The 23,360-nt window shown below is 61.7% G+C and carries 22 protein-coding genes; 11 read left to right on the top strand and 11 right to left on the bottom strand.

The genetic code is table 11. The features are described from left to right. Window positions 1-105: 105 nt before the first annotated feature. Genes QMX97_RS17285 through QMX97_RS17270 form a run of 4 tightly spaced genes read right to left on the bottom strand, consistent with a single transcriptional unit; the run spans window position 106 to window position 3,249 of the window. Window positions 106-849, bottom strand: a complete 744-nt coding sequence (locus QMX97_RS17285) for a penicillin-binding protein activator LpoB (RefSeq protein WP_282397309.1) — start codon at window positions 847-849, stop codon at window positions 106-108. A gap of 3 nt (window positions 850-852) precedes the next feature. Beyond that, a complete protein-coding gene (gene lpoB, locus QMX97_RS17280) occupies window positions 853-1,440 on the bottom strand; it encodes a penicillin-binding protein activator LpoB (RefSeq protein ID WP_015886479.1) in 588 nt (195 codons plus the stop codon). A 29-nt stretch (window positions 1,441-1,469) separates the two neighbouring features. After that, window positions 1,470-1,841, bottom strand: coding sequence for a YcfL family protein (locus QMX97_RS17275; protein ID WP_008439304.1), 372 nt, complete (start codon window positions 1,839-1,841; stop codon window positions 1,470-1,472). Window positions 1,842-1,851: 10 nt separating this feature from the next. Further along, the gene (locus QMX97_RS17270; RefSeq protein WP_065902394.1) at window positions 1,852-3,249 is read right to left on the bottom strand and encodes a hypothetical protein; all 1,398 of its coding nucleotides are present in this window, start codon (window positions 3,247-3,249) and stop codon (window positions 1,852-1,854) included. Between the two features lie 268 nt (window positions 3,250-3,517). Between QMX97_RS17270 and QMX97_RS17265 the strand changes: the two genes are divergently transcribed. Together QMX97_RS17265 and QMX97_RS17260 are read left to right on the top strand one after the other, a co-directional pair. Beyond that, window positions 3,518-5,413: an FTR1 family protein gene (locus QMX97_RS17265; protein ID WP_282397308.1), complete on the top strand. Its 1,896-nt coding sequence runs from the start codon at window positions 3,518-3,520 to the stop codon at window positions 5,411-5,413. A 2-nt stretch (window positions 5,414-5,415) separates the two neighbouring features. Next, the gene (locus QMX97_RS17260; RefSeq protein ID WP_065902390.1) at window positions 5,416-5,871 is read left to right on the top strand and encodes a YaiI/YqxD family protein; all 456 of its coding nucleotides are present in this window, start codon (window positions 5,416-5,418) and stop codon (window positions 5,869-5,871) included. Window positions 5,872-6,062: 191 nt separating this feature from the next. Here QMX97_RS17260 and elbB read toward each other — a convergent pair whose 3' ends face one another. Then, window positions 6,063-6,728 carry an isoprenoid biosynthesis glyoxalase ElbB gene (gene elbB / locus QMX97_RS17255; RefSeq protein ID WP_106802322.1) on the bottom strand — a complete coding sequence of 222 codons (666 nt, stop codon included), beginning with the start codon at window positions 6,726-6,728 and terminating at the stop codon, window positions 6,063-6,065. A 116-nt stretch (window positions 6,729-6,844) separates the two neighbouring features. Here elbB and QMX97_RS17250 point away from each other — a divergent pair, with 116 nt between their 5' ends. Continuing rightward, complete coding sequence (locus tag QMX97_RS17250; RefSeq protein WP_282397307.1) at window positions 6,845-8,080, top strand: sterol desaturase family protein; 1,236 nt, start codon at window positions 6,845-6,847, stop codon at window positions 8,078-8,080. On the opposite strand, the gene QMX97_RS17245 is transcribed toward QMX97_RS17250, so the two are convergent. Next, window positions 8,061-8,696: a DedA family protein gene (locus QMX97_RS17245; protein WP_282397306.1), complete on the bottom strand. Its 636-nt coding sequence runs from the start codon at window positions 8,694-8,696 to the stop codon at window positions 8,061-8,063. The two genes, QMX97_RS17250 and QMX97_RS17245, sit on opposite strands and share 20 nt — an antisense overlap. A gap of 207 nt (window positions 8,697-8,903) precedes the next feature. On the opposite strand from QMX97_RS17245, the gene hemB reads away from it, so the two are divergent. Both hemB and ppk1 read left to right on the top strand, forming a co-directional pair. Then, a complete protein-coding gene (hemB, locus tag QMX97_RS17240; protein WP_120450458.1) occupies window positions 8,904-9,917 on the top strand; it encodes a porphobilinogen synthase in 1,014 nt (337 codons plus the stop codon). A gap of 18 nt (window positions 9,918-9,935) precedes the next feature. Beyond that, window positions 9,936-12,158, top strand: coding sequence for a polyphosphate kinase 1 (gene ppk1 / locus QMX97_RS17235; RefSeq protein WP_065902381.1), 2,223 nt, complete (start codon window positions 9,936-9,938; stop codon window positions 12,156-12,158). Window positions 12,159-12,596: 438 nt separating this feature from the next. Here the strand turns inward: ppk1 and ppx are convergent, their stop codons facing one another. Next, the gene (gene ppx / locus QMX97_RS17230; RefSeq protein WP_282397305.1) at window positions 12,597-14,099 is read right to left on the bottom strand and encodes an exopolyphosphatase; all 1,503 of its coding nucleotides are present in this window, start codon (window positions 14,097-14,099) and stop codon (window positions 12,597-12,599) included. 447 nt (window positions 14,100-14,546) lie between these two features. Here ppx and QMX97_RS17225 point away from each other — a divergent pair, with 447 nt between their 5' ends. The 4 genes from QMX97_RS17225 (at window position 14,547) to QMX97_RS17210 (ending at window position 19,052) form a co-directional block, all read left to right on the top strand. Further along, window positions 14,547-15,203 (top strand): DUF1120 domain-containing protein, encoded by a 657-nt coding sequence (locus tag QMX97_RS17225; protein WP_065902377.1) that lies wholly within the window; start codon window positions 14,547-14,549, stop codon window positions 15,201-15,203. A gap of 118 nt (window positions 15,204-15,321) precedes the next feature. Continuing rightward, window positions 15,322-16,020: a fimbria/pilus chaperone family protein gene (locus QMX97_RS17220; RefSeq protein WP_264319394.1), complete on the top strand. Its 699-nt coding sequence runs from the start codon at window positions 15,322-15,324 to the stop codon at window positions 16,018-16,020. Window positions 16,021-16,090: 70 nt separating this feature from the next. Then, complete coding sequence (locus tag QMX97_RS17215) at window positions 16,091-18,529, top strand: fimbria/pilus outer membrane usher protein (protein WP_282397310.1); 2,439 nt, start codon at window positions 16,091-16,093, stop codon at window positions 18,527-18,529. Further along, window positions 18,519-19,052 (top strand): hypothetical protein, encoded by a 534-nt coding sequence (locus QMX97_RS17210; protein WP_213551288.1) that lies wholly within the window; start codon window positions 18,519-18,521, stop codon window positions 19,050-19,052. Before QMX97_RS17215 ends, QMX97_RS17210 begins: the two co-directional genes overlap by 11 nt. Here the strand turns inward: QMX97_RS17210 and QMX97_RS17205 are convergent. Genes QMX97_RS17205 through QMX97_RS17190 form a run of 4 tightly spaced genes read right to left on the bottom strand, consistent with a single transcriptional unit; the run spans window position 19,024 to window position 21,863 of the window. After that, window positions 19,024-19,761 carry an amino acid ABC transporter ATP-binding protein gene (locus tag QMX97_RS17205; RefSeq protein WP_065938032.1) on the bottom strand — a complete coding sequence of 246 codons (738 nt, stop codon included), beginning with the start codon at window positions 19,759-19,761 and terminating at the stop codon, window positions 19,024-19,026. The two genes, QMX97_RS17210 and QMX97_RS17205, sit on opposite strands and share 29 nt — an antisense overlap. Continuing rightward, window positions 19,748-20,398, bottom strand: coding sequence for an amino acid ABC transporter permease (locus QMX97_RS17200; RefSeq protein ID WP_065902373.1), 651 nt, complete (start codon window positions 20,396-20,398; stop codon window positions 19,748-19,750). The genes QMX97_RS17205 and QMX97_RS17200 overlap by 14 nt, the downstream gene beginning before the upstream one ends. Then, the gene (locus QMX97_RS17195; RefSeq protein WP_017736949.1) at window positions 20,395-21,063 is read right to left on the bottom strand and encodes an amino acid ABC transporter permease; all 669 of its coding nucleotides are present in this window, start codon (window positions 21,061-21,063) and stop codon (window positions 20,395-20,397) included. The genes QMX97_RS17200 and QMX97_RS17195 overlap by 4 nt, the downstream gene beginning before the upstream one ends. A 14-nt stretch (window positions 21,064-21,077) precedes the next feature. Further along, complete coding sequence (locus QMX97_RS17190; protein WP_065902369.1) at window positions 21,078-21,863, bottom strand: transporter substrate-binding domain-containing protein; 786 nt, start codon at window positions 21,861-21,863, stop codon at window positions 21,078-21,080. A gap of 255 nt (window positions 21,864-22,118) precedes the next feature. Between QMX97_RS17190 and QMX97_RS17185 the strand changes: the two genes are divergently transcribed. Beyond that, the gene (locus tag QMX97_RS17185; protein ID WP_065902368.1) at window positions 22,119-22,814 is read left to right on the top strand and encodes an FCD domain-containing protein; all 696 of its coding nucleotides are present in this window, start codon (window positions 22,119-22,121) and stop codon (window positions 22,812-22,814) included. 121 nt (window positions 22,815-22,935) lie between these two features. After that, complete coding sequence (gene trxA, locus QMX97_RS17180; protein ID WP_015886460.1) at window positions 22,936-23,265, top strand: thioredoxin TrxA; 330 nt, start codon at window positions 22,936-22,938, stop codon at window positions 23,263-23,265. The last annotated feature ends 95 nt before the right edge of the window (window positions 23,266-23,360 follow it).

The following is a 23,360-nucleotide window of genomic DNA, read 5'->3' as shown; positions in this document are numbered from 1 at the left end:
GCTCGCGAATGCGCAGTGTCAGTCACCAGATGTATTGACTGATCCACCGCATTCGCGAGCAAGCCCGCTCCCACATTGGTTTTATGTCGGTAGCGGGATTTTTATTCAGCGCAGGATCTTCGGCGCTTCATCCCGTGGCAGGTTATTGCGCAATGCCGGCTGCCCAGGTTGTTCCTGATAACCACCACCCAGTTGTTCGGCCAGCTGCCGCGCAACATCCTCACCCAAGGCTTTCGACACCTCTTTAACCACGCGTGGTCGGTTCAGGCTGACGCGTACGTCACGGTTGTTGACCAGCTTGGTGTCCTGGCCTTCGCCCATGGCGGTGAACGCCGAGGTGATCTCGTAGGTGCGCGTGTTGATCAGGCTGAAATCCGCCACCAGCGTCAGGCCCAGCACCGCCGAGTAACTGTTGGTGTGGTCCAGGGCGTTGATGTCCTGGGTAAAGTCGATGTCCGACAGCGTGCCGAACAGCACATAGTCCGCGCCCTTGAAGTGACCGGCCTTGATGCGCTTGATCACGTCGTAGACGTCACCCTTGGCGTCAGCGGTGTAGGGCGTGCCCTGCACTAACTGGAACTGCCGGGACTTGAGGATCTCGCCCTTGATATCACCGCTGAACTTGTGCAGCTCGGTCTGCTCGATGTAGCTGGTACGGCTTTCGTACTCGCTGTAGTTCGAGGACCCGCTGGCGTGGTAAGCGCTGGCCTGGAAGTTGTTATTGGCCGACACCTGGTGAATGTATTCCTCGACCCGCGCCTCATAGGCCAGGTCGGTCACCGCGATCTTCGGGGCGGCCGAGGCGCCAAAGGCGCACAGCAGGCCGATCATGCCGATCCATGCACGCATTGCTTAGCGCTCCGTAGTCTTGCGGATTTCTTTTTCGTCCATCCATTCGGCCAGGCCGCTCTCGACGTCGATCAACTGCAGGCTGAACTTGTAGAACACGTCCTTGTAGTCCGAGCTGCGCTTGACGATGGAGCTGATCGAGCCTTCCAGGCGGTACTTGGCGGCGACCATGTTGCCGGTCTTGCTCACGGTGGACTTCTTGTACAGGCCGCTCTGGTTCTGCAGCTTGAGCTGGTCGACCTGGCTTTGCATGTCGGTGTTGTCGCTGGCGAAGCGCGCGGTGCCGGTTTTCATCAGCTGGGTCTTGATCGACGTGGTGATCTCGCGGGTGTCGATGTATTCGCTGGTCTTGTTCTTCACGTCATACACCTGCACCACCGGGCGGCCCTGCAGGATGCCGGACTGGGCCAGGGAGCGAGTCATGCTTTCGGCGATCATCTGCAGGTCGGTGGAGCCGAACTCGTTGGTCACCAGTTCCACGGCCTTGGTGTCGCCGTAGCTGATGTTCTTGCCGCCCAGTACCGGCGAGGTGTTGGCGCAACCGCTGGCCAGGACGGCCACCACGGCGAGGATCGAGAAGCGTGCAAACATGGGGAAATCTCTCAAAAAGGGTGGACGGCTCAAGGGGTTTTGACTTCGAGACGGAAGTCAGCGGCCTGGGGCAAATTGGCGATGGCCGGCAGGAAGGTTGCCTGGTTGGCGTACAGGTTCAGCACTTTCCAGGTTTCTTCGTCGCCCACCGGGAAGCCATCGGCGCCCAGCCAGGCGAAGCGGTAATACATCATCTGGTTGCTGCTGGTGATGTTGCTCAACTGCACCTTGGCGGTGAGGAAGCCATTCTCGCGCGCGACGCGAATGGCGCCGACGGCGATGCCCTTGAACTTGCCCATCACCACGATTTTGCTCGCGGCGCTGCCAGGCTCCGGCGGCGGCGGGGTGGCGCAGCCGGCGAGCAGGACCAGCGCCAGGGCGCCGAGGATGAAATGACGCATAGCGTGCTCCTTAAGGTTGTTTGAGGGTGGCAATGGCCTGGGGCGGCGTGCTCGGCACCACATGGGCCGCAAGCCCGCCGGCGAACACCTGGTTGCCGACCACGCGCAGTGTTATCACCTGGTAACGCTGGTCGGCCTTGACCGTCACCAGCGTGCCGCCCAGGGCGTTGGGCAGGCTGACCTGGTGTTCGCCATGCTTGAGGCGCAGGCGAGTGACTTGGGTCATGTCCGGCAGGGTGCGCCAGGTGCGGGTGTCGGCGCCTTCGGTCACGGCCGAGGCAATACCCAGCACCAGGCCCGCCATCGGGTTGGTCTTGTTCAGGTTGTTTTGCGCCACGCCACGGGTGACGGCCCGCACGGTGGTGCGCAGGATAATGCCGGGCATGTCATCGCGCAGCGCACGGCGGGACATGGCGGTGGTGCTGTTGAGCGCGGTGAGGTTCTGCTGCTGGCCGTCGATGCCGATCTGGGCGAAGGTCGCCGTGGAGGTGTCAGCCTTGATTACCGGGAACGACAGCGGGGTGATCACCAGGTTGCCATTGATCGGGATCGGCAGCGGCAGGCGAATCGAGTCGCGCGCGGGTGCCAGGCCGCTCTGGACCACGATCAGCACGTCGGTTTCGTCGGCGCCGACTTTGGATTTGTCCAGGTCCAGCAAGGCTTGTTCCAGCAGCTTGGTGTTGGGGCGCAGCTCGGCGGCCTTGCGATAGCCGGGCGCGGCCAGGTCTTTTTCACCCAGGGCTTCGTAGACGAAGCCGGCCAGGTAATGGCTGAACGCACTCTGGTAGCTGTTTTTCAGGCCGACCACTTCCGGCGCGTCGAGGGACTCCACCGGGTAGCCGCGCAGGTCTTTCATCTGGGTGGTTACGCCTTCGCGCTGGGCTTCGTCTTCGCGCTTGAGGTATTCCTTGTCGCGCAGGTCAGCGATCACGGCTTCGCGCTCGTGGGTCTTCTTGATTTCGGTGCGTGCGCCGTCGAAGTCGTTCAGGGCCAGCAGGTTCAGAGCCATCTGCGTGGTCAGCATGACCTTTTCGTAGTCATAGCCTTCGTAGCGACGCACCTTGTCGTTGACCAGGAAGCTGCCGAACTGGGAGAGGTACTTTTCGCTGTCGAACTTGACCGACTCTTCCCACTTGTAGACTTGCAGGTCGGCGCTGCGCCAGGCGGTCTGGCTGCCGGTGATGTCGCCCTTGGCCCGCAGCAACTCGCCTTTCTCGAAGAAATACAGCAGGTCCTTGTCGTCGCCGCTGTTGTTCTTTTCCAGCAGCGTCAGGGCGCCGTCGACGTTGCCAGTGGCCAATTGCTGGTTGGTGGCTTGCAGCTCGGTGTCGTAGCTGCGGAACATCGAACAACCGGACAGCAAGGTCACCGCCACGAGCGCGAGCGGAGGTAAGGCGCGAAATGCCATGCAACTTCTTCCCTGAAAGTGTTCAGCTGATGTGATGATTCCTCATAAAAACGAGGAACGAAATTCCCTTTCGCACTAACAGGGCGCGGCATTATAAGCGCCATTACTGGCAAAACAATGGCTTTTTGCTTTGAATGATTCGACGCGGATGCCACTACTGCGCCGCTGAAATTTCCCGCCCTCGCAAACGACAAATCACTAACGCCTTGAGTCAAATCCTTTAAGGCTTAACAATGTGTTACTTCGTATTTCCCTTTGAGATTCATTCATGACTGCCCCCTTCCGTTTTCTCGCCTGGCTGCTGTTGCCGGCGCTGATGTCGTGCAGCTTCAACCTGTTGGCCGCGACTGCCGAGGGCGCCCCCCAGGCCCTGCATTTGCTGGACTACATTGGCGCCGACTACCCACCGACGGTGGAGGCGGGCAAGGTCATCGATGAGTCCGAATACAGTGAGCAGCTGGAATTTCTCGGCGTGTTGCAGGGCCTGGTCGCAGAGTTGCCGCAGCGCCCGGAACGCGCGGCGCTGGTAAAGGGTGTCGATGAACTCCTGGCCGCGGTAACCGCCCGCCAGGGTGGCGGCGCAGTTGCACGCCAGGCGCGCCAGCTCGGTGCCCAGTTGGCGGTGGCGTATGAAGTCAGCCAGGCGCCGGCGATCACGCCCGACCCCACGCGCGGCGCACCGCTGTACGCGCAGCATTGCTCGGTGTGCCATGGCACGGCCGGCGCCGGTGATGGCCCGGCCAGCGTGGGCATGACGCCACCGCCGGCCAACCTGCGCGATGCCGCGCGCCTGGATCGCCTGAGCCTCTACGCGATCTACAACACCCTCGGCCTGGGCGTCGAAGGCACGGATATGCCGTCTTTCGCCGACCAATTGGATGATCGCCAGCGCTGGGACCTGGCGACCTACATCGCCGGCTTTACCGCCGATCCGGCTGCGGCGAAAACCGAGCAACCGTTCAACCTCGCCGACCTGGCCCGCCAGACCCCCAATGAAGTGCTGGCCGCCAACGGCCCAGCTGCTGCCGCGACCTTCCGCGCCCAGCGTGCGCAGCCGCCGCAGGTCAAGCGGGGCCCGGCGCAGTTGCTCGACTACACCGCCGCGACCCTGGACAAGAGCCTCGCTGCCTTCCGCAACGGCGACCATGACCAGGCCTACGACCTGTCGGTAGCCGCGTACCTGGAAGGCTTCGAGCTGGTGGAGAGTTCGCTGGATAACGTCGACGCCAACGTGCGCAAGGACACCGAGAAGGCCCTGATGGCCTATCGGCAGTCGCTGCAGGACGGTTTGCCGATCGAGCAGGTGCAACAGCGCCTGGACGTGGCCAAGGGCAAGCTCACGGAGTCTGCCGGTCTGCTCGGCAGCGATGGCCTGAGTTGGTCGTTGAGCTACATCTCCGGTTTGCTGATCCTGCTGCGTGAAGGGTTGGAAGCGATTCTGGTGCTGGCCGCGATCCTCGCGTTCCTGCGTAACACCGGCCAGCAATCGGCGGTGCGCAGCGTCAACGTCGGTTGGGGCCTGGCGCTGTTGGCTGGCTTGGCCACCTGGGCGCTGGCCGCGTATGTGATTGATGTGAGCGGCGCCCAGCGTGAATTGCTTGAAGGCTGCACGGCGCTGTTTGCCAGCGTGATGGTGCTGTGGCTTGGCGTGTGGATGCACGACCGGCGCCACGCAGCGGCCTGGCAGGACTACATCAAGAGCAGCCTGGTCGGCGGTGGCGGGCGTTTCGGCTTCGCGATGCTGGCGTTCTTCTCGGTGTACCGCGAGCTGTTCGAAGTGATCCTGTTCTACGAAACCCTGTGGCTGCAGGCCGGCCCGGCTGGGCACAACGCCGTGCTGGCGGGTGGCGCCACGGCGCTGGTGCTGTTGGTGGGCCTGGCCTGGGTGATCCTGCGCGGCTCGGCCAAGTTGCCGCTGGCGCTGTTCTTCGGTATCAACGCGGCGCTGCTGTGCGCGCTGTCGGTGGTGTTTGCCGGGCACGGCGTGAAGGCGTTGCAGGAAGCGGGCATCTTCGGCACGCGGCCGGTGGCGTTCTTTGACTTTGACTGGCTGGGCATCCACGCCGATGCGTACTCGCTGGGTGCGCAGGCTGTGGCAATCCTGGCGATTGCGGTGCTGTACGGCCGCAGCCGCCTGGCCGAAAAGCGCCGAGTGGTGGCATAGGCATGCGTGTCTGGATCGATGCAGATGCCTGTCCGCGGGCGGCCAAGGACCAGGTGGTGAAGTTCGCTTTAAAGCGTCAGTTCGAGGTGGTGCTGGTGGCCGGGCAGAGCCAGATCAAGCCAAGCTTTGCTTGCGTGAAATTGATCGTGGTGCCCAGCGGCCCGGACGCGGCCGATGACTACCTGGTGGAGCACGCGGTGCCCGGTGAACTGGTGATCTGCAGCGACGTGCCCCTGGCCGACCGGTTGGTGAAAAAGGGCGTCACGGCTCTGGACCCGCGCGGCAAGGAGTTCAGCCCGGCGAACATGAGTGAACGCTTGGCGGTGCGGAACCTGTTCACTGATCTGCGTGAGCAAGGCCAGATGGGCGGCGGTCCACCGCCCCACGGGGAGAAGGACAAGCAGGCGTTTGCCAATGCGCTGGATCGCCTCCTGACGCGGCTGATGCGCCAGGCCTGACGCCCCTTGTGGCAAACGGGCTTGTTTTCTGTGGCGAGCGGGCTTGCCCCGCGTTGGGTGGCGAAGCCGCCCTGAAACCAGTCACCCCGTTGTGCTGAATGACCGCGGTGCCCCACTGGGGCCGCTGCGCGCCCCAACGCGGGGCAAGCCCGCTCGCCACGGACAACGAGCTGCTTGCCACAATTAACGAGTCAGTCGTTCTCGTGCGTCAGCTCCAGCACGCGATCCACCAGTTTGTTGATGCCTGAGGCCACCTCGCTGATGTTCTTGCCCAGCATGTACGCCGGTGTGCTCACCAGCTTGCGCGCCTTGTCCTCGACGATGTCTTCCACCGTGCATTCGTGATGGGTGGCGCCCATCTTGTCGAGGGCGGCGGCGGTGTCGGCGTCGTTACCGATGGTGCAGGTCACGCCAGGGCCGTAGATCTTCGCGGCCAGGGCAGGGGAGATGCAGATCAGCCCCACCGGCTTGCCCGCTTCGGCAAAGGCTTCGGCCAGCTCCAGCACCTGTGGGTTGACGCTGCAACCGGCGCCTTCGACGGCAAAGTTCGACAGGTTTTTCGCCGCGCCAAATCCGCCGGGCACGATCAACGCGTCGAACTCGTCGGCGTTGGCGTCGCGAATGTCCTTCACCTCGCCCCGGGCTATTCGGGCAGATTCCACCAGTACATTGCGTGATTCGGGCATCTCTTCACCGGTGAGGTGGTTGATCACATGCAGTTGCGCAATATCCGGGGCAAAACATTGGACCTGAGCGCCGCGCTGGTCCAGGCGCAGCAGGGTGATCACGCTTTCGTGGATCTCTGCGCCGTCATACACGCCGCAGCCGGAAAGGATCACTGCAATCTTTTTGCTCATGGGCATTTCTCCTGGGGTCTTGGCGTTAAATGTCTACTAATTTGTCATCTGTTGCCAATGGGATCTCGCGCCGCTGCACCTAATCTTGATGTAACAAAAATAGACCGGACCAGACCATGGACTTCGTGCCTTACGCGGTACCGTTTTTCATTGCCTTGATCGTGGTGGAGCTGCTCGCCGACCGTTGGCGCGGGCAGCGCAACTACCGTGTGGCAGATGCCATCAACAGCCTCAGCACCGGCGTGTTGTCCACCACCACGGGCCTGCTCACCAAGGGCGTAGGGCTGTTGACCTACGCGTTTGCACTCAAGCACCTGGCCGTGATCGAGCTGTCGGCCCACAGCGTCTGGACCTGGGTATTCGCCTTCGTCTTCTACGACTTCTGCTACTACTGGCTGCACCGCTGCGGCCATGAGCGCAACATCCTCTGGGCCGCGCATTCGGTGCATCACCAGAGCGAGGACTACAACCTCACCACGGCCTTGCGCCAGACCAGCACCGGCTTTCTGCTGAGCTGGATCTTCTATCTCCCCCTGGCCGTGCTCGGCGTGCCGCTGGTGGTGTTTATCAGCGTGGCGTCGCTCAACCTGCTGTACCAATTCTGGGTGCACACCCGCCATGTGCCCAAGCTTGGCTGGTTCGAATGGTTCTTCGTCACGCCGTCCAATCATCGGGCCCACCATGCACAGAACGCTCTCTACATGGATCGCAACTACGGCGGGGTGTTCATTATTTGGGACCGGCTGTTCGGCAGCTTTCAGGAAGAGGACGACAACGAGCCGGTGATCTTTGGCGTCACCACACCCCTGGCCAGCTGGAATCCGCTGTGGGCCAACCTGCAGTTTTATGCACAGTTGTGGAGTGATGCGCGGCGCACCGAGAGCGCGTGGGACAAGCTGCGTATCTGGTTCATGCGCACCGGCTGGCGGCCGGCGGATGTGAAAGCGAAGTATCCGTTGGCCAAGCCGGACCTCGCCCAGCTCCGCAAATTCGAGGTACCGCTGGACGCGCGCCAGCAGGTGTACGTCGCCCTGCAGTTTGCGGCGTATGTGGGCTTTGGCAGCTATCTGATGAATTTCGGCGAAGGGCTGCCCACGCAGGCGTTGGTGCTGGGCTGGGGCGCGATGGCGTTGGGACTGTTTACCCTGGGCGTCGCCCTGGAGAATCGCCCGTGGGCGCTGAAGGCTGAACTGGTGCGCCTGGCGCTGAATGTGCCACTGGTGTGGCTGGCGCCGCTGGTCGGGCTATGGCCGGCCAGCAGCTTGGGCTGGCTGGGGCTGGCGAGTTACAGCCTGCTCAGCGTGATCGGCCTCTACTGCTGCAGAAGCCGGCTTACTCGACTGGTGTCTTAGGCGTCTCGACGGGGACCGGCTCGGCGGCGAGCCGGGCCTTGGCATCCTCACACGCCTGGCGCGCAATCCGTGCGTTCTTGAAGCGGCGGCGTAGCCACAGGCCGAAGCCCAGCAGCAGCAAGGCGCCCAGCACCCACAGCTCGTACTTCTTGACGCTGCCGAGCATGCCTTCCAGCACTGCGCCGAAGTGGTAGGCCGCAGCCCCCAGGGCGGCAGCCCAGATCGCGGCGCCGATGCCGTTGAGGATCAAGTAGCGCGCCGGCGGATAGCCCGAAAGACCGATCGCCACCGGCATCACCGTGCGCAACCCGTAGACAAAACGGAAGCTCAGCACCCAGATATCCGGATGCTTGCGGATATGCTCCAGGGCCTTGTCGCCCATCAATTGCCAGCGCGGCTTGCGCGCCAACAGTTTGCGGCCGTGCTTGCGCCCAAGGAAATACCACAACTGGTCGCCGGCGTAGCTGCCGCAGAAGGCAACCACGACCACCAGGTTGATATCCATGTATCCACGGAACGCCAGGAAGCCTGCGAGAACCAGGATGGTCTCGCCTTCGAAGAACGTGCCTAGGAAGAGGGCAAAGTAGCCGAAGTCATGCAGAAATTGTTGAAGCATGGTCTGGGTGCTGGCGAAATGAACGCGCAGCCTACGCCTTCGCGAACATTCATGAAAGTATCGAGATGTGTCACGAAGTGAACAATTCCTACATAAACGACGAATGCGACTACAGGTCGCATCGATAAGCACAACTGTCATTCCTTCGTCATAATGGCCGCTTATAACTGCAACGCTCGCCCGTAAACACGGGCTCAGGAGTCTGTCGTGAGCTTTACCCCTGCCAATCGCCTGTTCCCTGCCACCCGCCTGCGCCGCAATCGCCGTGATGATTTTTCTCGTCGTCTGGTTCGTGAAAACGTACTGACCACGAATGATCTGATCCTGCCGGTGTTTGTGCTGGACGGTGACAATCGTCGGGAAGCGGTGGCGTCGATGCCGGGTGTAGAGCGCTTGACCATTGATCAGTTGCTGATCGAGGCGGCGAACTGGGTTGAACTGGGGATTCCGGCGCTGGCGCTGTTTCCGGTCACGCCGCCTGGGCTCAAGTCGCTGGATGCTGCCGAAGCCTGGAACCCGCAAGGCATCGCCCAGCGCGCCACCCGCGCTCTGCGCGAGCGTTTCCCGGAGTTGGGGGTGATCACCGACGTGGCGTTGGACCCGTTCACCACCCACGGCCAGGATGGCATTCTCGACGAAGACGGCTATGTTCAAAACGACATTACCGTCGACGCGCTGGTCAAGCAGGCCTTGTCCCACGCCGCAGCGGGCGCCCAGGTGGTGGCGCCGTCAGACATGATGGACGGCCGCATCCAGGCGATTCGCGAAGCCCTGGAACTGGCGGGCCACGTCAACGTGCGGATCATGGCCTACTCGGCCAAGTATGCCAGTGCCTATTACGGCCCGTTCCGCGATGCGGTGGGCTCGGCGCTGAACCTGGGCAAGGCCGACAAGGCCTCGTACCAGATGGACCCGGCCAACAGCCACGAAGCCCTGCACGAGGTGGCCGCTGACCTGGCCGAAGGTGCCGACATGGTGATGGTCAAGCCCGGGATGCCTTACCTGGACATCCTTTACCGGGTCAAAGAGGAATTCAAAGTGCCGACCTTTGTCTATCAGGTCAGCGGTGAATACGCCATGCACATGGCCGCGATCCAGAATGGCTGGTTGAGTGAAGGGGTGATCCTTGAATCCCTGACTGCCTTTAAACGCGCTGGCGCCGATGGCATCCTGACCTACTTCGCCGCCCGCGCTGCCCAATTGCTTAGAGAGCAACAATAGCCCTCACAGGAACACTCGATGAATACCGAAGGACTCTCCGAAGTTGCCGTAAAAGACGCTCACCCGGTGGTGGAACAAGTCACCGAGACCCCGCCGGAGCTGGAGCCGGCCGCGCCTGCCGTGGTGGCCGAGCCGCCTGTGCCGGCGCCGGTGGTCGCGGTGACCAACCTGGATGACAGCAGCCTGTACATCCACCGCGAGCTGTCACAACTGCAATTCAATATCCGCGTGCTGGAGCAGGCGCTGGATGAGTCCTACCCGTTGCTGGAACGGCTTAAATTCCTGCTGATCTTCTCCAGCAACCTGGACGAGTTCTTCGAAATCCGCGTCGCCGGCCTCAAGAAGCAGATCACCTTCGCCCGTGAACAAGCCGGCGCCGACGGCCTGCAGCCGCACCAGGCGCTGGCGCGCATCAGCGAGCTGGTGCACGGCCATGTGGACCGCCAGTACGCGATCCTCAACGACATCCTGCTGCCGGAACTGGAAAAGCATCAGGTCCGCTTCATTCGTCGTCGTCACTGGACCACCAAGATCAAGACCTGGGTGCGCCGTTACTTCCGCGACGAAATCGCGCCGATCATCACCCCGATCGGCCTCGACCCGACGCACCCGTTCCCGTTGCTGGTGAACAAGAGCCTGAACTTCATCGTCGAGCTCGAAGGTATCGACGCCTTCGGTCGCGATTCGGGCCTGGCGATTATCCCGGCGCCGCGCTTGCTGCCACGGATCATCAAGGTACCGGAAGAGGTGGGTGGGCCTGGCGATAACTATGTATTCCTTTCGTCGATGATCCACGCTCACGCCGATGACCTGTTCCAGGGCATGAAGGTCAAGGGCTGCTACCAGTTCCGCCTGACCCGTAACGCCGACCTGGCGCTGGACTCCGAAGACGTCGAAGACTTGGCGCGCGCCCTGCGTGGCGAGCTGTTCTCGCGGCGCTACGGCGACGCGGTGCGCCTGGAAGTGGCCGATACCTGCCCCAAGCACCTGTCGGACTACCTGCTCAAGCAGTTCAACCTGGGCGAGACCGAGCTGTATCAGGTCAACGGTCCGGTAAACCTGACGCGCCTGTTCAGCATCACCGGCCTGGACAGCCATCCGGAGCTGCAATACACGCCGTTCACCCCGCAGATCCCGAAACTGCTGCAAAACAGCGAAAACATTTTCAGCGTGATCAGCAAGCAGGACATCCTGCTGCTGCACCCCTTCGAGTCCTTCACCCCGGTGGTCGACCTGCTGCGCCAGGCCGCCAAGGACCCGCATGTCTTGGCCGTACGCCAGACCCTGTACCGCTCCGGCGCCAACTCGGAGATTGTCGATGCGTTGGTCGACGCGGCGCGTAACGGCAAGGAAGTCACCGCGGTGATCGAGCTGCGTGCGCGGTTCGACGAAGAATCCAACCTGCAACTGGCCAGCCGCCTGCAGGCCGCCGGCGCGGTGGTGATCTACGGCGTGGTGGGCTTCAAGACCCACGCCAAGATGATGCTGATCCTGCGCCGTGAAGCCGGTGAGATCGTGCGCTACGCTCACTTGGGCACCGGCAACTATCACGCCGGCAACGCCAAGCTCTACACCGACTACAGCCTGCTGACCTCCGACGACGCCTTGTGCGAAGACGTCGGCAAGTTGTTCAGCCAGTTGATCGGCATGGGCAAGACGCTGCGCATGAAGAAGCTGCTGCACGCGCCGTTCACCCTCAAGAAGGGCATGCTCGACATGATTGCCCGCGAGACCCAGTTCGCCCTCGACGGCAAGCCGGCGCACATCATTGCCAAGTTCAACTCGCTGACCGATCCGAAGATCATCCGCGCGCTGTACAAGGCCAGCCAGTCCGGCGTGCGCATTGACCTGGTGGTGCGTGGCATGTGCTGCCTGCGCCCGGGCATCGCCGGCGTCTCGCACAACATCCATGTGCGCTCGATCATCGGCCGCTTCCTGGAGCACACTCGCGTTTTCTACTTCCTCAACGGCGGCGAGGAGCAGATGTTCCTCTCCAGCGCCGACTGGATGGAGCGCAACCTCGACAAGCGTGTGGAGACGTGTTTCCCGGTAGAAGGCAAGAAGCTGATCATGCGGGTCAAGAAGGAGCTGGAAAGCTACCTCACCGACAACACCCACAGCTGGAGCCTGCAATCGGACGGCCGCTACGTGCGCAACACGCCAACCGGCAACCAGAACCCGCGCAGCGCGCAGGCGACGTTGCTGGAGAAGTTGGGTAGCCCGATCCTCTCGGTGAATTGAGGCTTTACCTGGCAGCATGAAAAACGGCCCTTAAAGGGCCGTTTTTTTGTGCTGGGTGTAGCCCAATTATTGTGGCGAGCGGGCTTTTTTGTGGTGACCCGGTCTTTTGTGTGGAGCGGGCTGTTTGTGGCGAGCGGGCTGTTTGTGGGGAGTGGGCTGTTTGTGGTGAGCGGGCTTGCTCCGCGTTGGGTGGCGCAGCCGTCCCAAAACCTGCAAACGCGCTCTGACTGACGCTCCTCGGTGGCTTGATGGGTCGGGGCCGCTTCGCGCCCCAACGCGGGGCAAGCCCGCTCGCCACAAGAAGTACGCTTGCCACCCACATAAGGCCTACTTGCCAAGACAACACGCCTGCCTACTCCAACAAGGCCCGCTCGGCACAGACAACAAGCCTGCCCACCCCAACAAGCCCTCATGCCACGCTAGCTGCCTGCTTCGAGGTCAGCGCAGGTTCAGGCTGAACCCCACCCGCGTCAGCCACTCCGCTTCCTGGGCGAAGTCCGCCAGGGTCAGTTGGTTCTCGTCCAGCCAGCCTTTCGGGAACACCACGTCGAGGCTTTCGCCGTTGGCGCGCAGGGTCACCTGGGGCATTTCCTGGGTGCCGCGGATGTGGTGGAACAGGATCGCAAAGCGCAGCAGCACGCACAGGCGGATCAGCTTGATGCCTTCGTCGCCGAATTCGGCGAACTTGTCCTTGGGGATGTTGCGGCGATGGCCACGTACCAGCAGCGCGAGCATTTGCTGGTCCTCGCGGGAGAATCCGGCGAGGTCCGAGTGCTCGATGAGGTATGCACCGTGCTTATGGTAATGGTAGTGGGCGATATCCAGGCCCACTTCATGCACCTTGGCCGCCCAACCCAGCAGCTCACGCCATACGCCGTCTTCGAGGTCCCAGTCTTCGGCCACCTGGTCGAATGCGTGCAAGGCTTTGCGCTCGACACGGGCGGCCTGCTCCAGGTCGACGTGATAACGCTCCATCAGCGAGCTGAGGGTACGCTCACGCACGTCCTCATGGTGGTGACGGCCCAGCAGGTCGTAGAGCACGCCTTCGCGCAAGGCGCCGTCGCAGTGGTCCATGCGTTGCAGCTCGAGGGCGTCGAAGATCGCTTCGAGGATCGCCAGGCCGGCCGGGAAAATGGCGCGACGGTCGGGCTTGATGCCGTCGAAGTCGATTTTCTCGGCATCGCCCAGTTTGAACAGCTTGCGCTTGAGCCACGCCAGGCCTTCGGCGTTGACTTCGCCGGTGCCATGGCCGCCGGCTTTCAAGGCCAGGCCGATGGCACGGATGGTGCCGGACGAGCCGATGGCTTCATCCCAGGTCAGGCGATGCAGGGCGTGTTCGATGCTCATGATCTCCAGGCGCGCCGCCGTGTAGGCCTGGGCGTAGCGTGCCGGGGTGATCTTGCCGTCCTTGAAATAGCGTTGGGTAAAGCTGACGCAGCCCATCTGCAGGCTTTCGCGCAGCAGTGGTTCGAAGCGTTGGCCGATGATGAACTCGGTACTGCCGCCGCCGATGTCCGCGACCAGGCGCTTGCCCGGTGTGTCGGCCAGCGTGTGCGAGACACCCAGGTAGATCAGGCGCGCCTCTTCACGGCCGGAGATGACCTCCACCGGATGCCCGAGGATTTCCTCGGCGCGGCGGATGAATTCGCCGCGGTTGCGTGCTTCGCGCAGGGCGTTGGTGCCGACGATTCGTACGGCGCCCAGTGGCATGCCGTTGATCAGTTGGGCAAAACGCTTGAGGCAATCGAGCCCGCGCTGCATGGATTCTTCATTGAGCTGGCGCTCGTCGTCGATCCCGGCGGCCAGTTGCACTTTCTCGCCGAGCCGCTCAAGGATGCGGATTTCGCCGTTCTGGGCCTTGGCCACGACCATGTGAAAGCTGTTGGAGCCCAGGTCGATGGCGGCGATCAGGGACAGATTCTTGGCTTGGGATTGCGGCATGGTTTGGGGGTCTCGGTCGATAACCTTGCCATCGTGCCACGATCGACCGCCAACGCCAACGCGTAGTGCTGCGGGAATTTCTCTCAGGTCGTCTGTAGGCGATTACTGTAGGAAATGTAGTCAAACTTTCCGCACCACTGTTAGCACAGTCGTTGGAAGCTGTAGGAATATATAACTTCGTGCTTCTGGACGGCTGATCATGATTTCGCCTACAAATTAAACGTCAGGGTTCTATTCGTTAAGTGGTTCGGGACTACTGTTGCGGCGCGCTCAGACGACAGTTTGTTTATATCACTCCCACAGTAATCACGGTGTCGTCTTATTCTTTGTTCGGGCACCAAAGCGACAGACTGTCACTCGGCAATCTTGCCGTGGTGTTATTTATTTATGGCTTGTTTATTCAAGCGCAAATAAAGGCGCCTCCTAACTTTAGATGACAGGTCGATTATGAAAAAAATTGTTGGATTGACTCTTGGTATCGCGTGCCTGGCTGGCGCCCTCAATGTTCATGCGTCCACCAGTGCCGAGCTGATTGTCAGGGGCACTATCAAGCCCACCGCCTGCAACCTCAGCATGACCGGTGGCGGGATTATCAACTACGGCGATATTCCCTCGGGCACGTTGCAGCAGACCGCCTTCAACCCCCTGGCCGAACGAACCACGCCCCTGAGCGTCAGTTGCGGCAGCACACCCATGACGTTCGGACTGAGATTTGTCGACCTGCAGTCCGCCAGCAAGGTCTCGGGGATCCTCAATGCATTGGGTTCGGGTTATACCGAAACGCATAACTATGGCTTGGGCATGGTGTCTGGTCGGCGCACCGGCGGCTTTGCGGTCACCCTCAGGGACCTGAGGACAAGCACTGCGACGCTGTTTCCGATCATGCGTGTCGGTTCCGGTGGCTGGCAGAGCAGCGACGGTAAGGTCGCCCAATCGCCCTCTCAATACTCGTGGCGCAGCGGCACTGCGATTTCCCCGGCCTCGATTCCTCAGCTGACCGGGACCATTGCGGTGCGCGCAGTGATCAACAGGGCGCAAGACCTGGACTTGAGTCGTGACATTACCCTTGATGGGCGCGCAACACTTGAGTTGAGTTACATCTAAGCGACTGAATGATAGCCGATCAGAAATGTGTGTATTTCTTGTCGGCTGTTTTATCCGGGCCTGATTATCAATCGCCAACTTATGTCGTGGGGAATACTGGGTGCTTAGTCTTTCAGTCATAAATAATGCGCGGTTGTTTTGTGCAGGTTTGTTGTTGTGTTTTAACAGTGTTGCCCTCGCGGATGGCATGTTGCCGGAAACCACCGTCGTTGTGCTTTATGAAGCACAGGGCGAAGCGACGATAAATATCAAGAATACCGACCCTGGGCCGGCGCTACTTCACTCAGTCGTGGAAAATGTGCCCGAAGACGTCGAGCCTCTGTTGATCGTGACGCCGCCCATCACACGCGTGGAGGCGGGTGAAACCCAGTTGGTACGTTTTATCGCCACATTGAAGGAGCCCCTGAAGACCCAGCGATTGAAGCGGGTGTCTTTCGAGGGCATCCCCCAGGCACGCGGCCCAGGCGGTGCGACGATTGGTATCACCTTGCGGCAGAATTTACCGCTGATCCTGCACCCAAAGGATCTTCCTGTGCACGACACGCCCTGGGAACTGCTGAAGTGGAAGCGTGCGGGCAAAAGTCTCACGGTCCACAACGACAGCGCCTACGTGGTACGCCTGGAGCCACAGGTGCAGTTGCTGCCCCAAGGGGGGCTCGCCACCTTGCCGCGCACCTATGTGTTGCCGGGGGAAGCGCTTGCGGTGCAGGTCGACGGCGCGCTGGAGGGCGTGACGGGCGTCGAGATCAGGCCGGCGACGCTCTACGGGTTTTCGGCGGATAGCTATCGGGCCCTGATCAATGCCGACGAGGGTTGATCGACCGATGAACAACCAGTCGAATAACAGGCGTGTGGCTTTTGTGTGGCCGCGCCGACCCACGCTATTGATGGGGATGGCGACGCTATGGGGGCTGCCCGGCTTCGCCCCGGCGCTGGAGTTGGGAGAGGGGTTCGACCTCGCGGCACTCACCACCCACGGTATCGACCCGAAGGTCTCCGACTACTTTCGCAGTGCCGCGCGCTTTCGCGAGGGCGTGCAGGTGGTGGGGCTGCAGGTCAATGGCAATCCGCTGGGGTTGGTGGATGCTCGGTTCGACGCCCAGGGGCAATTGTGTCTTACCAAGGGGCTGCTGGAAAAAGCCGGGTTGATCGAGCCTGGCCGCGTGCTTCACAAAGGCGCGACCGCGGACCGGTCTTGCCATGACTTCCTTGGCGCGTTCCCGACGACGATGGTGCGCCTGCGCCCAGGCAACGAGGAGATCGCGTTGGTGGTGCCCACCGGATCACTGCGTGAGCCGCAATGGGAGGCGGGGCAATTTGCCCGGGGTGGTGCGGCGGCGTTATTCAACTATGACGTACAGGGGTTCAACAGCTATTCGGACAGTGGGCCCAATCGCTTCGTTTCGGCCTATACCGAGGCCGGCTTCAACCTCGGTGACTGGATTGTTCGCAGCCGCCAATTCTATGTATCCGACAACGGTGTGGCCCGCAACGAGCACCTGTACGCCTACGCCCAGCGGGACCTGAGTGCGTTGCAATCGACCTTCCAGGTGGGGCAACTCTCCAGCAACAACCCGCTGTTTGGTGGCCTGCAGTTATCCGGCGTGCAGTTTTCTCCCGATGGCCAATCGCGAGCGCCGGCAGGCAGTAACAACGCCGTGGTCGAGGGCTTGGCCCAAAGCCAGTCGCGCATTGAGGTGCGCCAGTCCGGCGTGTTGATTCACAGCACGCTGGTGCCCGAAGGCCCCTTTCGGCTGACCGGTTTGCCGTTGCTCAACAGCACCAGCGACCTGGAGGTCAGTGTCATCGATGTACGGGGCGCCAAGCGCAGTTTCGTGGTACCGGCGGCGTCGTTCGCAGGGAGTACGCCGGCGGCACCTGGGTATTATTTCTCGTTGGGCAAGGTGCGCAAGAATGCACATGAACAAGGCCCCACGCCGGTGGTCGCCATGGGCAGCGGCACGTGGGGCCTGGGACGCGATTCGTCCGCCGGCCTTGGCTTGTTGAGCACCGATGAATATTGGTCGGCAGGTGGCACCCTGGGCAGTGTGCTGTTCCAGCGGGTTTCCGTGGGGGCTCGCCATAACGTGTCTCGTGATAGCCGTGACGCGGTATCCGGGGCTCGCAGCAGCGTATCGGTGAGCAGCCCGGTCTACGCCAATGTGGACGTCAACCTCAGCGCGACCACGCAGACCCGTGGCTATCGCGAAGTCCATGAAGCGGGCCGTTCGGCGAGGGCGGATGACCTGGATGCGCGCTTCAAAAATCAGTACACGGCAGGTGTGAGCTGGGTCGACACCACCCTGGGAGCATTTTCCCTGGGTTATACCCGCAGTGCCCAGTTTGATGGGCAATCGGCCGACCATGTGTTTGCGTCGTGGAATAAATCGTTCCGGCACGCCGATGTCGCGTTGGTGGCCGACTCACAGGTGGGCGGCCGTCAGTCACGCCGTGACGGCACACGCGATGACAATCGTCGCGATGCGGCCCTGGACAATGACCTGTCCGTGCGGCTGCAGGTCAGCGTGCCGCTGGGCAGTGACCGTCGCGTGAACAGCTATATCAGTCGGCGTGGTGATCAATCCCGTGCCGGCACTGCGCTCAGTGAGCGGGTCAATGATTACGTCAATTACGAGGTGGGCGTCGAGCGTGACCTCAGTGCCCGCGAGCAATCGATGCGCGGCCAGGTGGAGTTGATGCCACGTTACACGCGGGTCGGCCTGGGCGTCAGCCAGGACCCGCTGGGCACTCTATACAACGGGCAGTTACAGGGTGGCGTGGTGGCGCACGCCGGCGGGGTGACCTTCTCGCCGTATGCGGTGCAGGACACATTTGGCATTGCATCGGTGGGCAATATCGGCGCTGCGAAACTCGACACCCCGTACGGCCCGGTATGGACGGACTTCAGCGGACAGGCCGTGATCCCAGGCTTGCCCGCCTATACCGACAGCCGTATTGAAGTGCAGACCCAGTCCCTGCCAAAACGCGTTGATCTGAAAAACGGCACCCAAGTGCTGGCCGCCGGGCGAGGGTCGGTCAATACCGTGGCATTCGATGTGGTGAGCGTGCGCCGTGTACTGCTCACCGCCACTGATGAGCAAGGCCAAGCGCTGCCACAGGGCGCTGCGGTGTTCGACAAAAACAAGCGCTTCCTGACCAGTGTGGTGGGTGACGGCATGATCTTCCTCAATGACGTCAATGACTCGCTAGACCTCAGGGTTGCACTGCCGGACTCATCCTCTTGCCGGCTCAACGTTGTTCCCGAGGCCGAGGCCGACAATGACAAATTCTATGAGACAACCTCGGCGGTGTGCCATGTTCTTTAAATTCAACACCAAGTGTTTTGCCCTGTTCTGTACGGTGTTGATCGCTGAGGGTGTACAGGCTGAAAACTGCCGGCTGTCCGTCAGCCAGCCGCGTATCGACTATGGCGTCATCCGCAACGAGGCGCGTGCCGAAAGCCCCTTGCTCGCCCTCGGTAAGCGCAGGGTGCAGCTCAATGTGCTGTGTGTGGAGCCCTCGGCTATCGGCGTGAGATTTATCGGCGCAGCAGACGGGCAAGGGTATCTGTTTGGCCGGCAGGGGCGCTTTCGCCTGGCTCTCATGCAGGCCCAGGTGGATGGGCGCGTCGTCGAGTGGACGCTGGCACATCGGCCTGGTGAGACCGCCGACGGGCAGTTGTTGCCAGGCCAGGTCCTGGTGGCTCAGGCGGCCGGAAAGCGACTGACGGCTCAGGTCGAAATCGATACCGACCTGCCCACCAGCACCCTGCAGGTACGCAGCCAGACAGTGCTGGAGGGGCAGGGCCGTTTCGAACTGGTCAGTCCGGCTGCTCCACTGAGCCGATGAAGTTGGCGAACTCAGGGGTTTGCGGGTTGGCGAACAGCACTTTGGGGTCGCCCACTTCATGCACCTTGCCCTGGTGCATGAACACCAGTTTGTCGCCCACTTCCCGGGCGAAGCGCATCTCGTGGGTCACCATGATCAGGGTCATGCCGTCCTTGGCCAGTTGGCGCACCACGCTGAGCACTTCATTGACCAGCTCGGGATCGAGGGCCGAGGTGATTTCATCGCACAGCAGTACCTTGGGTGACATGGCCAGGGCGCGGGCGATGGCCACTCGCTGTTGCTGGCCGCCGGACAGGCGATCGGGGAAGGCATCGAATTTCTCGCCCAGCCCGACGCGCTCCAGCATCTGCCGGGCCAGTTGGGCCGCCTTGGCTTTCGGCACTTTCTGCACCACCTGCGGCGCGAGCATTACGTTTTCGCCGACCGTCAGGTGCGGAAACAGGTTGAACTGCTGGAACACCATCCCGACTTTCTGTCGCAGGCTGCGCAGATCGGCACGGGCGGCATCGAGGTACTCGCCATCGACTTCGATCACGCCGTCGTTGATGGATTCCAGGCCATTGAGTGTGCGCAGCAAGGTGGACTTGCCCGAGCCGCTGCGGCCGATGATCGCCACCACCTGGCCTTCTTCGACGGTCAGGTCGATGCCCTTGAGTACATGGTGATCGCCGTAATACTTATGCAGGGCGGAAATTCTAAGCAGAGGCATGCAGTCTCCTTTCCAGGTAGCGGGCACTGAGGGACAAGGGGTAGCAGAGCAGGAAGTAACCGAGGGCGACCAGGCCGTAGACCATGAATGGTTCGAAGGTGGCGTTGGCGAGCATGCCGCCGGTCTTGGTCAGCTCGGTGAAGCCAATGATCGAGGTCACCGCGGTGCCCTTGATGACTTGCACCGAGAAACCCACGGTCGGCGCCACGGCAATCCGCAGGGCTTGCGGCAGGATCACGTAGCGCAGCTGTTCAAGCGGGTTCAACGCCAGGCTGGCCGAGGCTTCCCATTGCCCGTGGGCGATGGAGTCGACGCAGCCGCGCCAGATTTCGGCGAGGTAGGCGCTGGTAAACAGCGTCAGGGCAATCGCGGCTGCCAGCCAAGGCGAAATATCTACCCCGAGCAGGGCAATGCCAAAAAACACCAGGAACAGCTGCATCAACAGCGGCGTGCCCTGGAACAGTTCAATGTAGGTGCGGGCGACATTGCGCGGGAAGGCTTTGCGGCTGATGCGCATCGTCATCACCAACAAGCCGATCACGCCGCCGCCGATAAACGCCACCAGCGACAGCAGCAACGTCCACTGCAAGCCGATGGCCAGGTTGCGCACGATGTCCCAGAAGGAGAAATCACTCATCGGCTGTTCCTCATCACAAACCGGCGGCCGATCCAGTTCAGCAACTGGCGAATCATCAGCGCCATGCACAGGTACACCAGGGTGGTCAGGGCATAGGTTTCGAACGCACGGAAATTGCGCGACTGGATAAAGTTGGCGGCAAAGCTCAACTCCTCGGTGGCGATCTGCGAACACACCGCCGAACCGAGCATCACGATGATGATCTGGCTGCTCAGGGCCGGCCACACCTTGCCCAGCGCCGGCAGCAGCACCACATGGCGGAACGCCTCGAAGCGCGTCATTGCCAGCGCCGCAGCGGCTTCCAGTTGCCCACGGGGGATGGCCTGGATGCCGGCGCGGATGATCTCGGTGGAGTAGGCCCCCAGGTTGATCACCATCGCCAGCACGGCGGCTTGCCATTCGGTGATCTTCAGCCCCAGGGACGGCAGGCCGAAGAAGATGAAAAACAACTGCACCAGGAACGGCGTGTTGCGGATCAACTCGACGTACACCCCGAAGAACCACGCAAACGGCTGGATCTTCCACGCCCGCACCACCGCGCCGACGGTGCCCAGGGCTACCCCCAGAATGGCGCCGATGGCGGTCAGCTCAAGGGTGAACAGCGCGCCGCGCAACAGCAGGTCGGTATTGGCCAGCACCGGCACAAAGTCGAATTGATAGGCCATCAATCAGCTCCGCTTCACAGATCGGCAGGCAGTGGCTCTTTGAGCCATTGCATTGCATTCTTTTCCAGGCTGCCGTCAGCTTTTGCCGCGACCAGGATCTGGTTGACCTTCTCCAGCAACGCCGGCTCGTTCTTGTTCACGCCGACGTACACCGGCGAATCCTTGAGTTTCACTTTCAGCGCCGGCACGCGTTTCGGGTTGCGCTCGCTGATCGCCACCATCACTACGTTGCCGCTGGCGATGAGGTCGACCTGGCCGGCCAGGTAGGCGGCGATGGTCGAGTTGTTGTCTTCGAAGCGCTTGATCGTGGCTTCTTTGGGCGCCACGGCGGTCAGCTCGATGTCTTCAATGGCGCCACGGGTCACGCTGATGGTCTTGCCCTTGAGGTCGTCGGTGGTGCTGATCGCCGCGTCAGGCGGGCCGAACACGGCGAGGTAGAACGGTGCATAGGCCCGGGAGAAGTCGATGACCTTTTCGCGCTCGGGGTTTTTACCTAGGCTGGAAATCACCAGGTCGACCTTGCCAGTGGTGAGGAACGGAATGCGGTTGGTGCTGTTGACCGGGGTCAGTTCCAGCTTGACCTTGAGCTGGTCGGCCAGCAGCTTGGCGGTGTCGATGTCCAGGCCGCGAGGCTTCATGTCCGGGCCGACCGAGCCGAAGGGCGGGAAGTCCTGGGGCACGGCGACCTTGAGGGTGCCACGGGCGACAATATCGTCCAGACCGTTGGCCTGGGCAGGTGCCTGGCTGAGCATCAGGCTGGCAAACAGGGCAGTGAGCAGGGCGCTGTAGCGCTTGGTCATGGCAACTCTCCGAGAAGGGCGAAGGAATTTTCTGATTTTGCTCAGTGCACAGCCCATGCCAGCCCTCTCCGAATCGTCTGAAGGGCCGGGATTTGTTGAGGTTGTGTGGTCTTACTGGTCTGAACAGTCAGAAGGCTTTTCGCACCTTTTTCGAGCGCCGGTAAAACCCTGCGAGCCCCTTTGGGGCGTGGCTTGCCGTGGCCTTCGAATAGCTTTACAACTAGCCGCTCTGATGACGAGAACCTTGAGTTTTTTATGAATTCCATCGCCCAAGCCGTACCGGAAGCGGCCCTGCAGGCCATCCGTAAACTGATCAAGGAGCAAGGCTTCGGGCCGGGCGACGCCCTGCCGTCCCAGCGCGACCTGGCGGTGCAGTTGGGGGTGAGTCGAGCGTCATTGCGCGAAGCGTTGTCGTCCCTCAGTGCCCTGGGGGTGGTCAGCGTGCAGCCAGGCAAGGGCGTGTTCGTGCAGGCGGCAGAAGAGGCGCCGGGGTTTGCCTGGCCCTTCGCGGCGCAGGCCACGCCGTTGGATATCTTCCAGTTGCGCTACGCCCTCGAGGGGTTTGCGGCAGGGTTGGCGGCGATGACCTTGACCCTCGATGAGCTGGACAGCCTGGAAGATAACGTCGAGGCGATGCGCAAGGTGCTCAAGGCCGGTGACTTTGAAGCGGCGGCCCGGCTGGACTTCGAATTCCACCAGCGCATCCTCCTGGCCAGCGGCAATCAGGCGATGGTGAGCATCCTGAGTGCCAGCGCCGAGGTGTTCCTGGAGAGCCAGAAACTACCGTTCATCCGGCCGGAGCGGGCCATGGAGACCTGGCAGGAGCACCGCAGGATCCTGCGCGCCCTGGCCCGTCGCGCCAGTGCGGCGGCACAAAAAACCATGCAGGAACACGTGCGCAATGCGGCATTGCGCACTGGCATCGCCTTCGTGACGCCCGTCACGCCCTGAGTCGGGCCATACCCAAACTCATGCGCCATCATAGGAAGACTCAATCAGAGGCGGCTTCCTGAACGGGGGAAGGGCGGCTATGATGGGCAACGTTTTTTTTGCTTACAATCCGGAGACATCCATGAGCAACGATCTTATCAAGCACGTCACCGACGCGACCTTTGAGGCCGAAGTACTCAAGGCTGCTGGCCCGGTGCTGGTTGACTACTGGGCTGAATGGTGTGGCCCTTGCAAAATGATCGCTCCGGTCCTGGACGACATTGCAACCACCTACGAAGGCAAGTTGACCATTGCCAAGCTGAACATCGACGACAACCAGGAAACCCCGGCCAAGCATGGCGTGCGTGGTATCCCTACGTTGATGCTGTTCAAGAACGGCAACGTCGAGGCCACCAAGGTCGGCGCGCTGTCGAAGTCCCAGCTGCAAGCTTTCCTCGACGCGAACATCTAAACGTCGTCAAAAAAGCCCCGCAAATTGCGGGGCTTTTTCGTGAAACAGGGCTAGACGCTCCGAAACTCAGGTGGTACATTCGGCCCCGCACTGGT

This window comes from Pseudomonas sp. PS01298 (assembly GCF_029959745.1).
GTDB classification, from domain to species: domain Bacteria; phylum Pseudomonadota; class Gammaproteobacteria; order Pseudomonadales; family Pseudomonadaceae; genus Aquipseudomonas; species Aquipseudomonas aylmerensis.
Note: the sequence above shows the minus strand (reverse complement) of the source record. Positions and strands in the feature narration are given on the sequence as shown.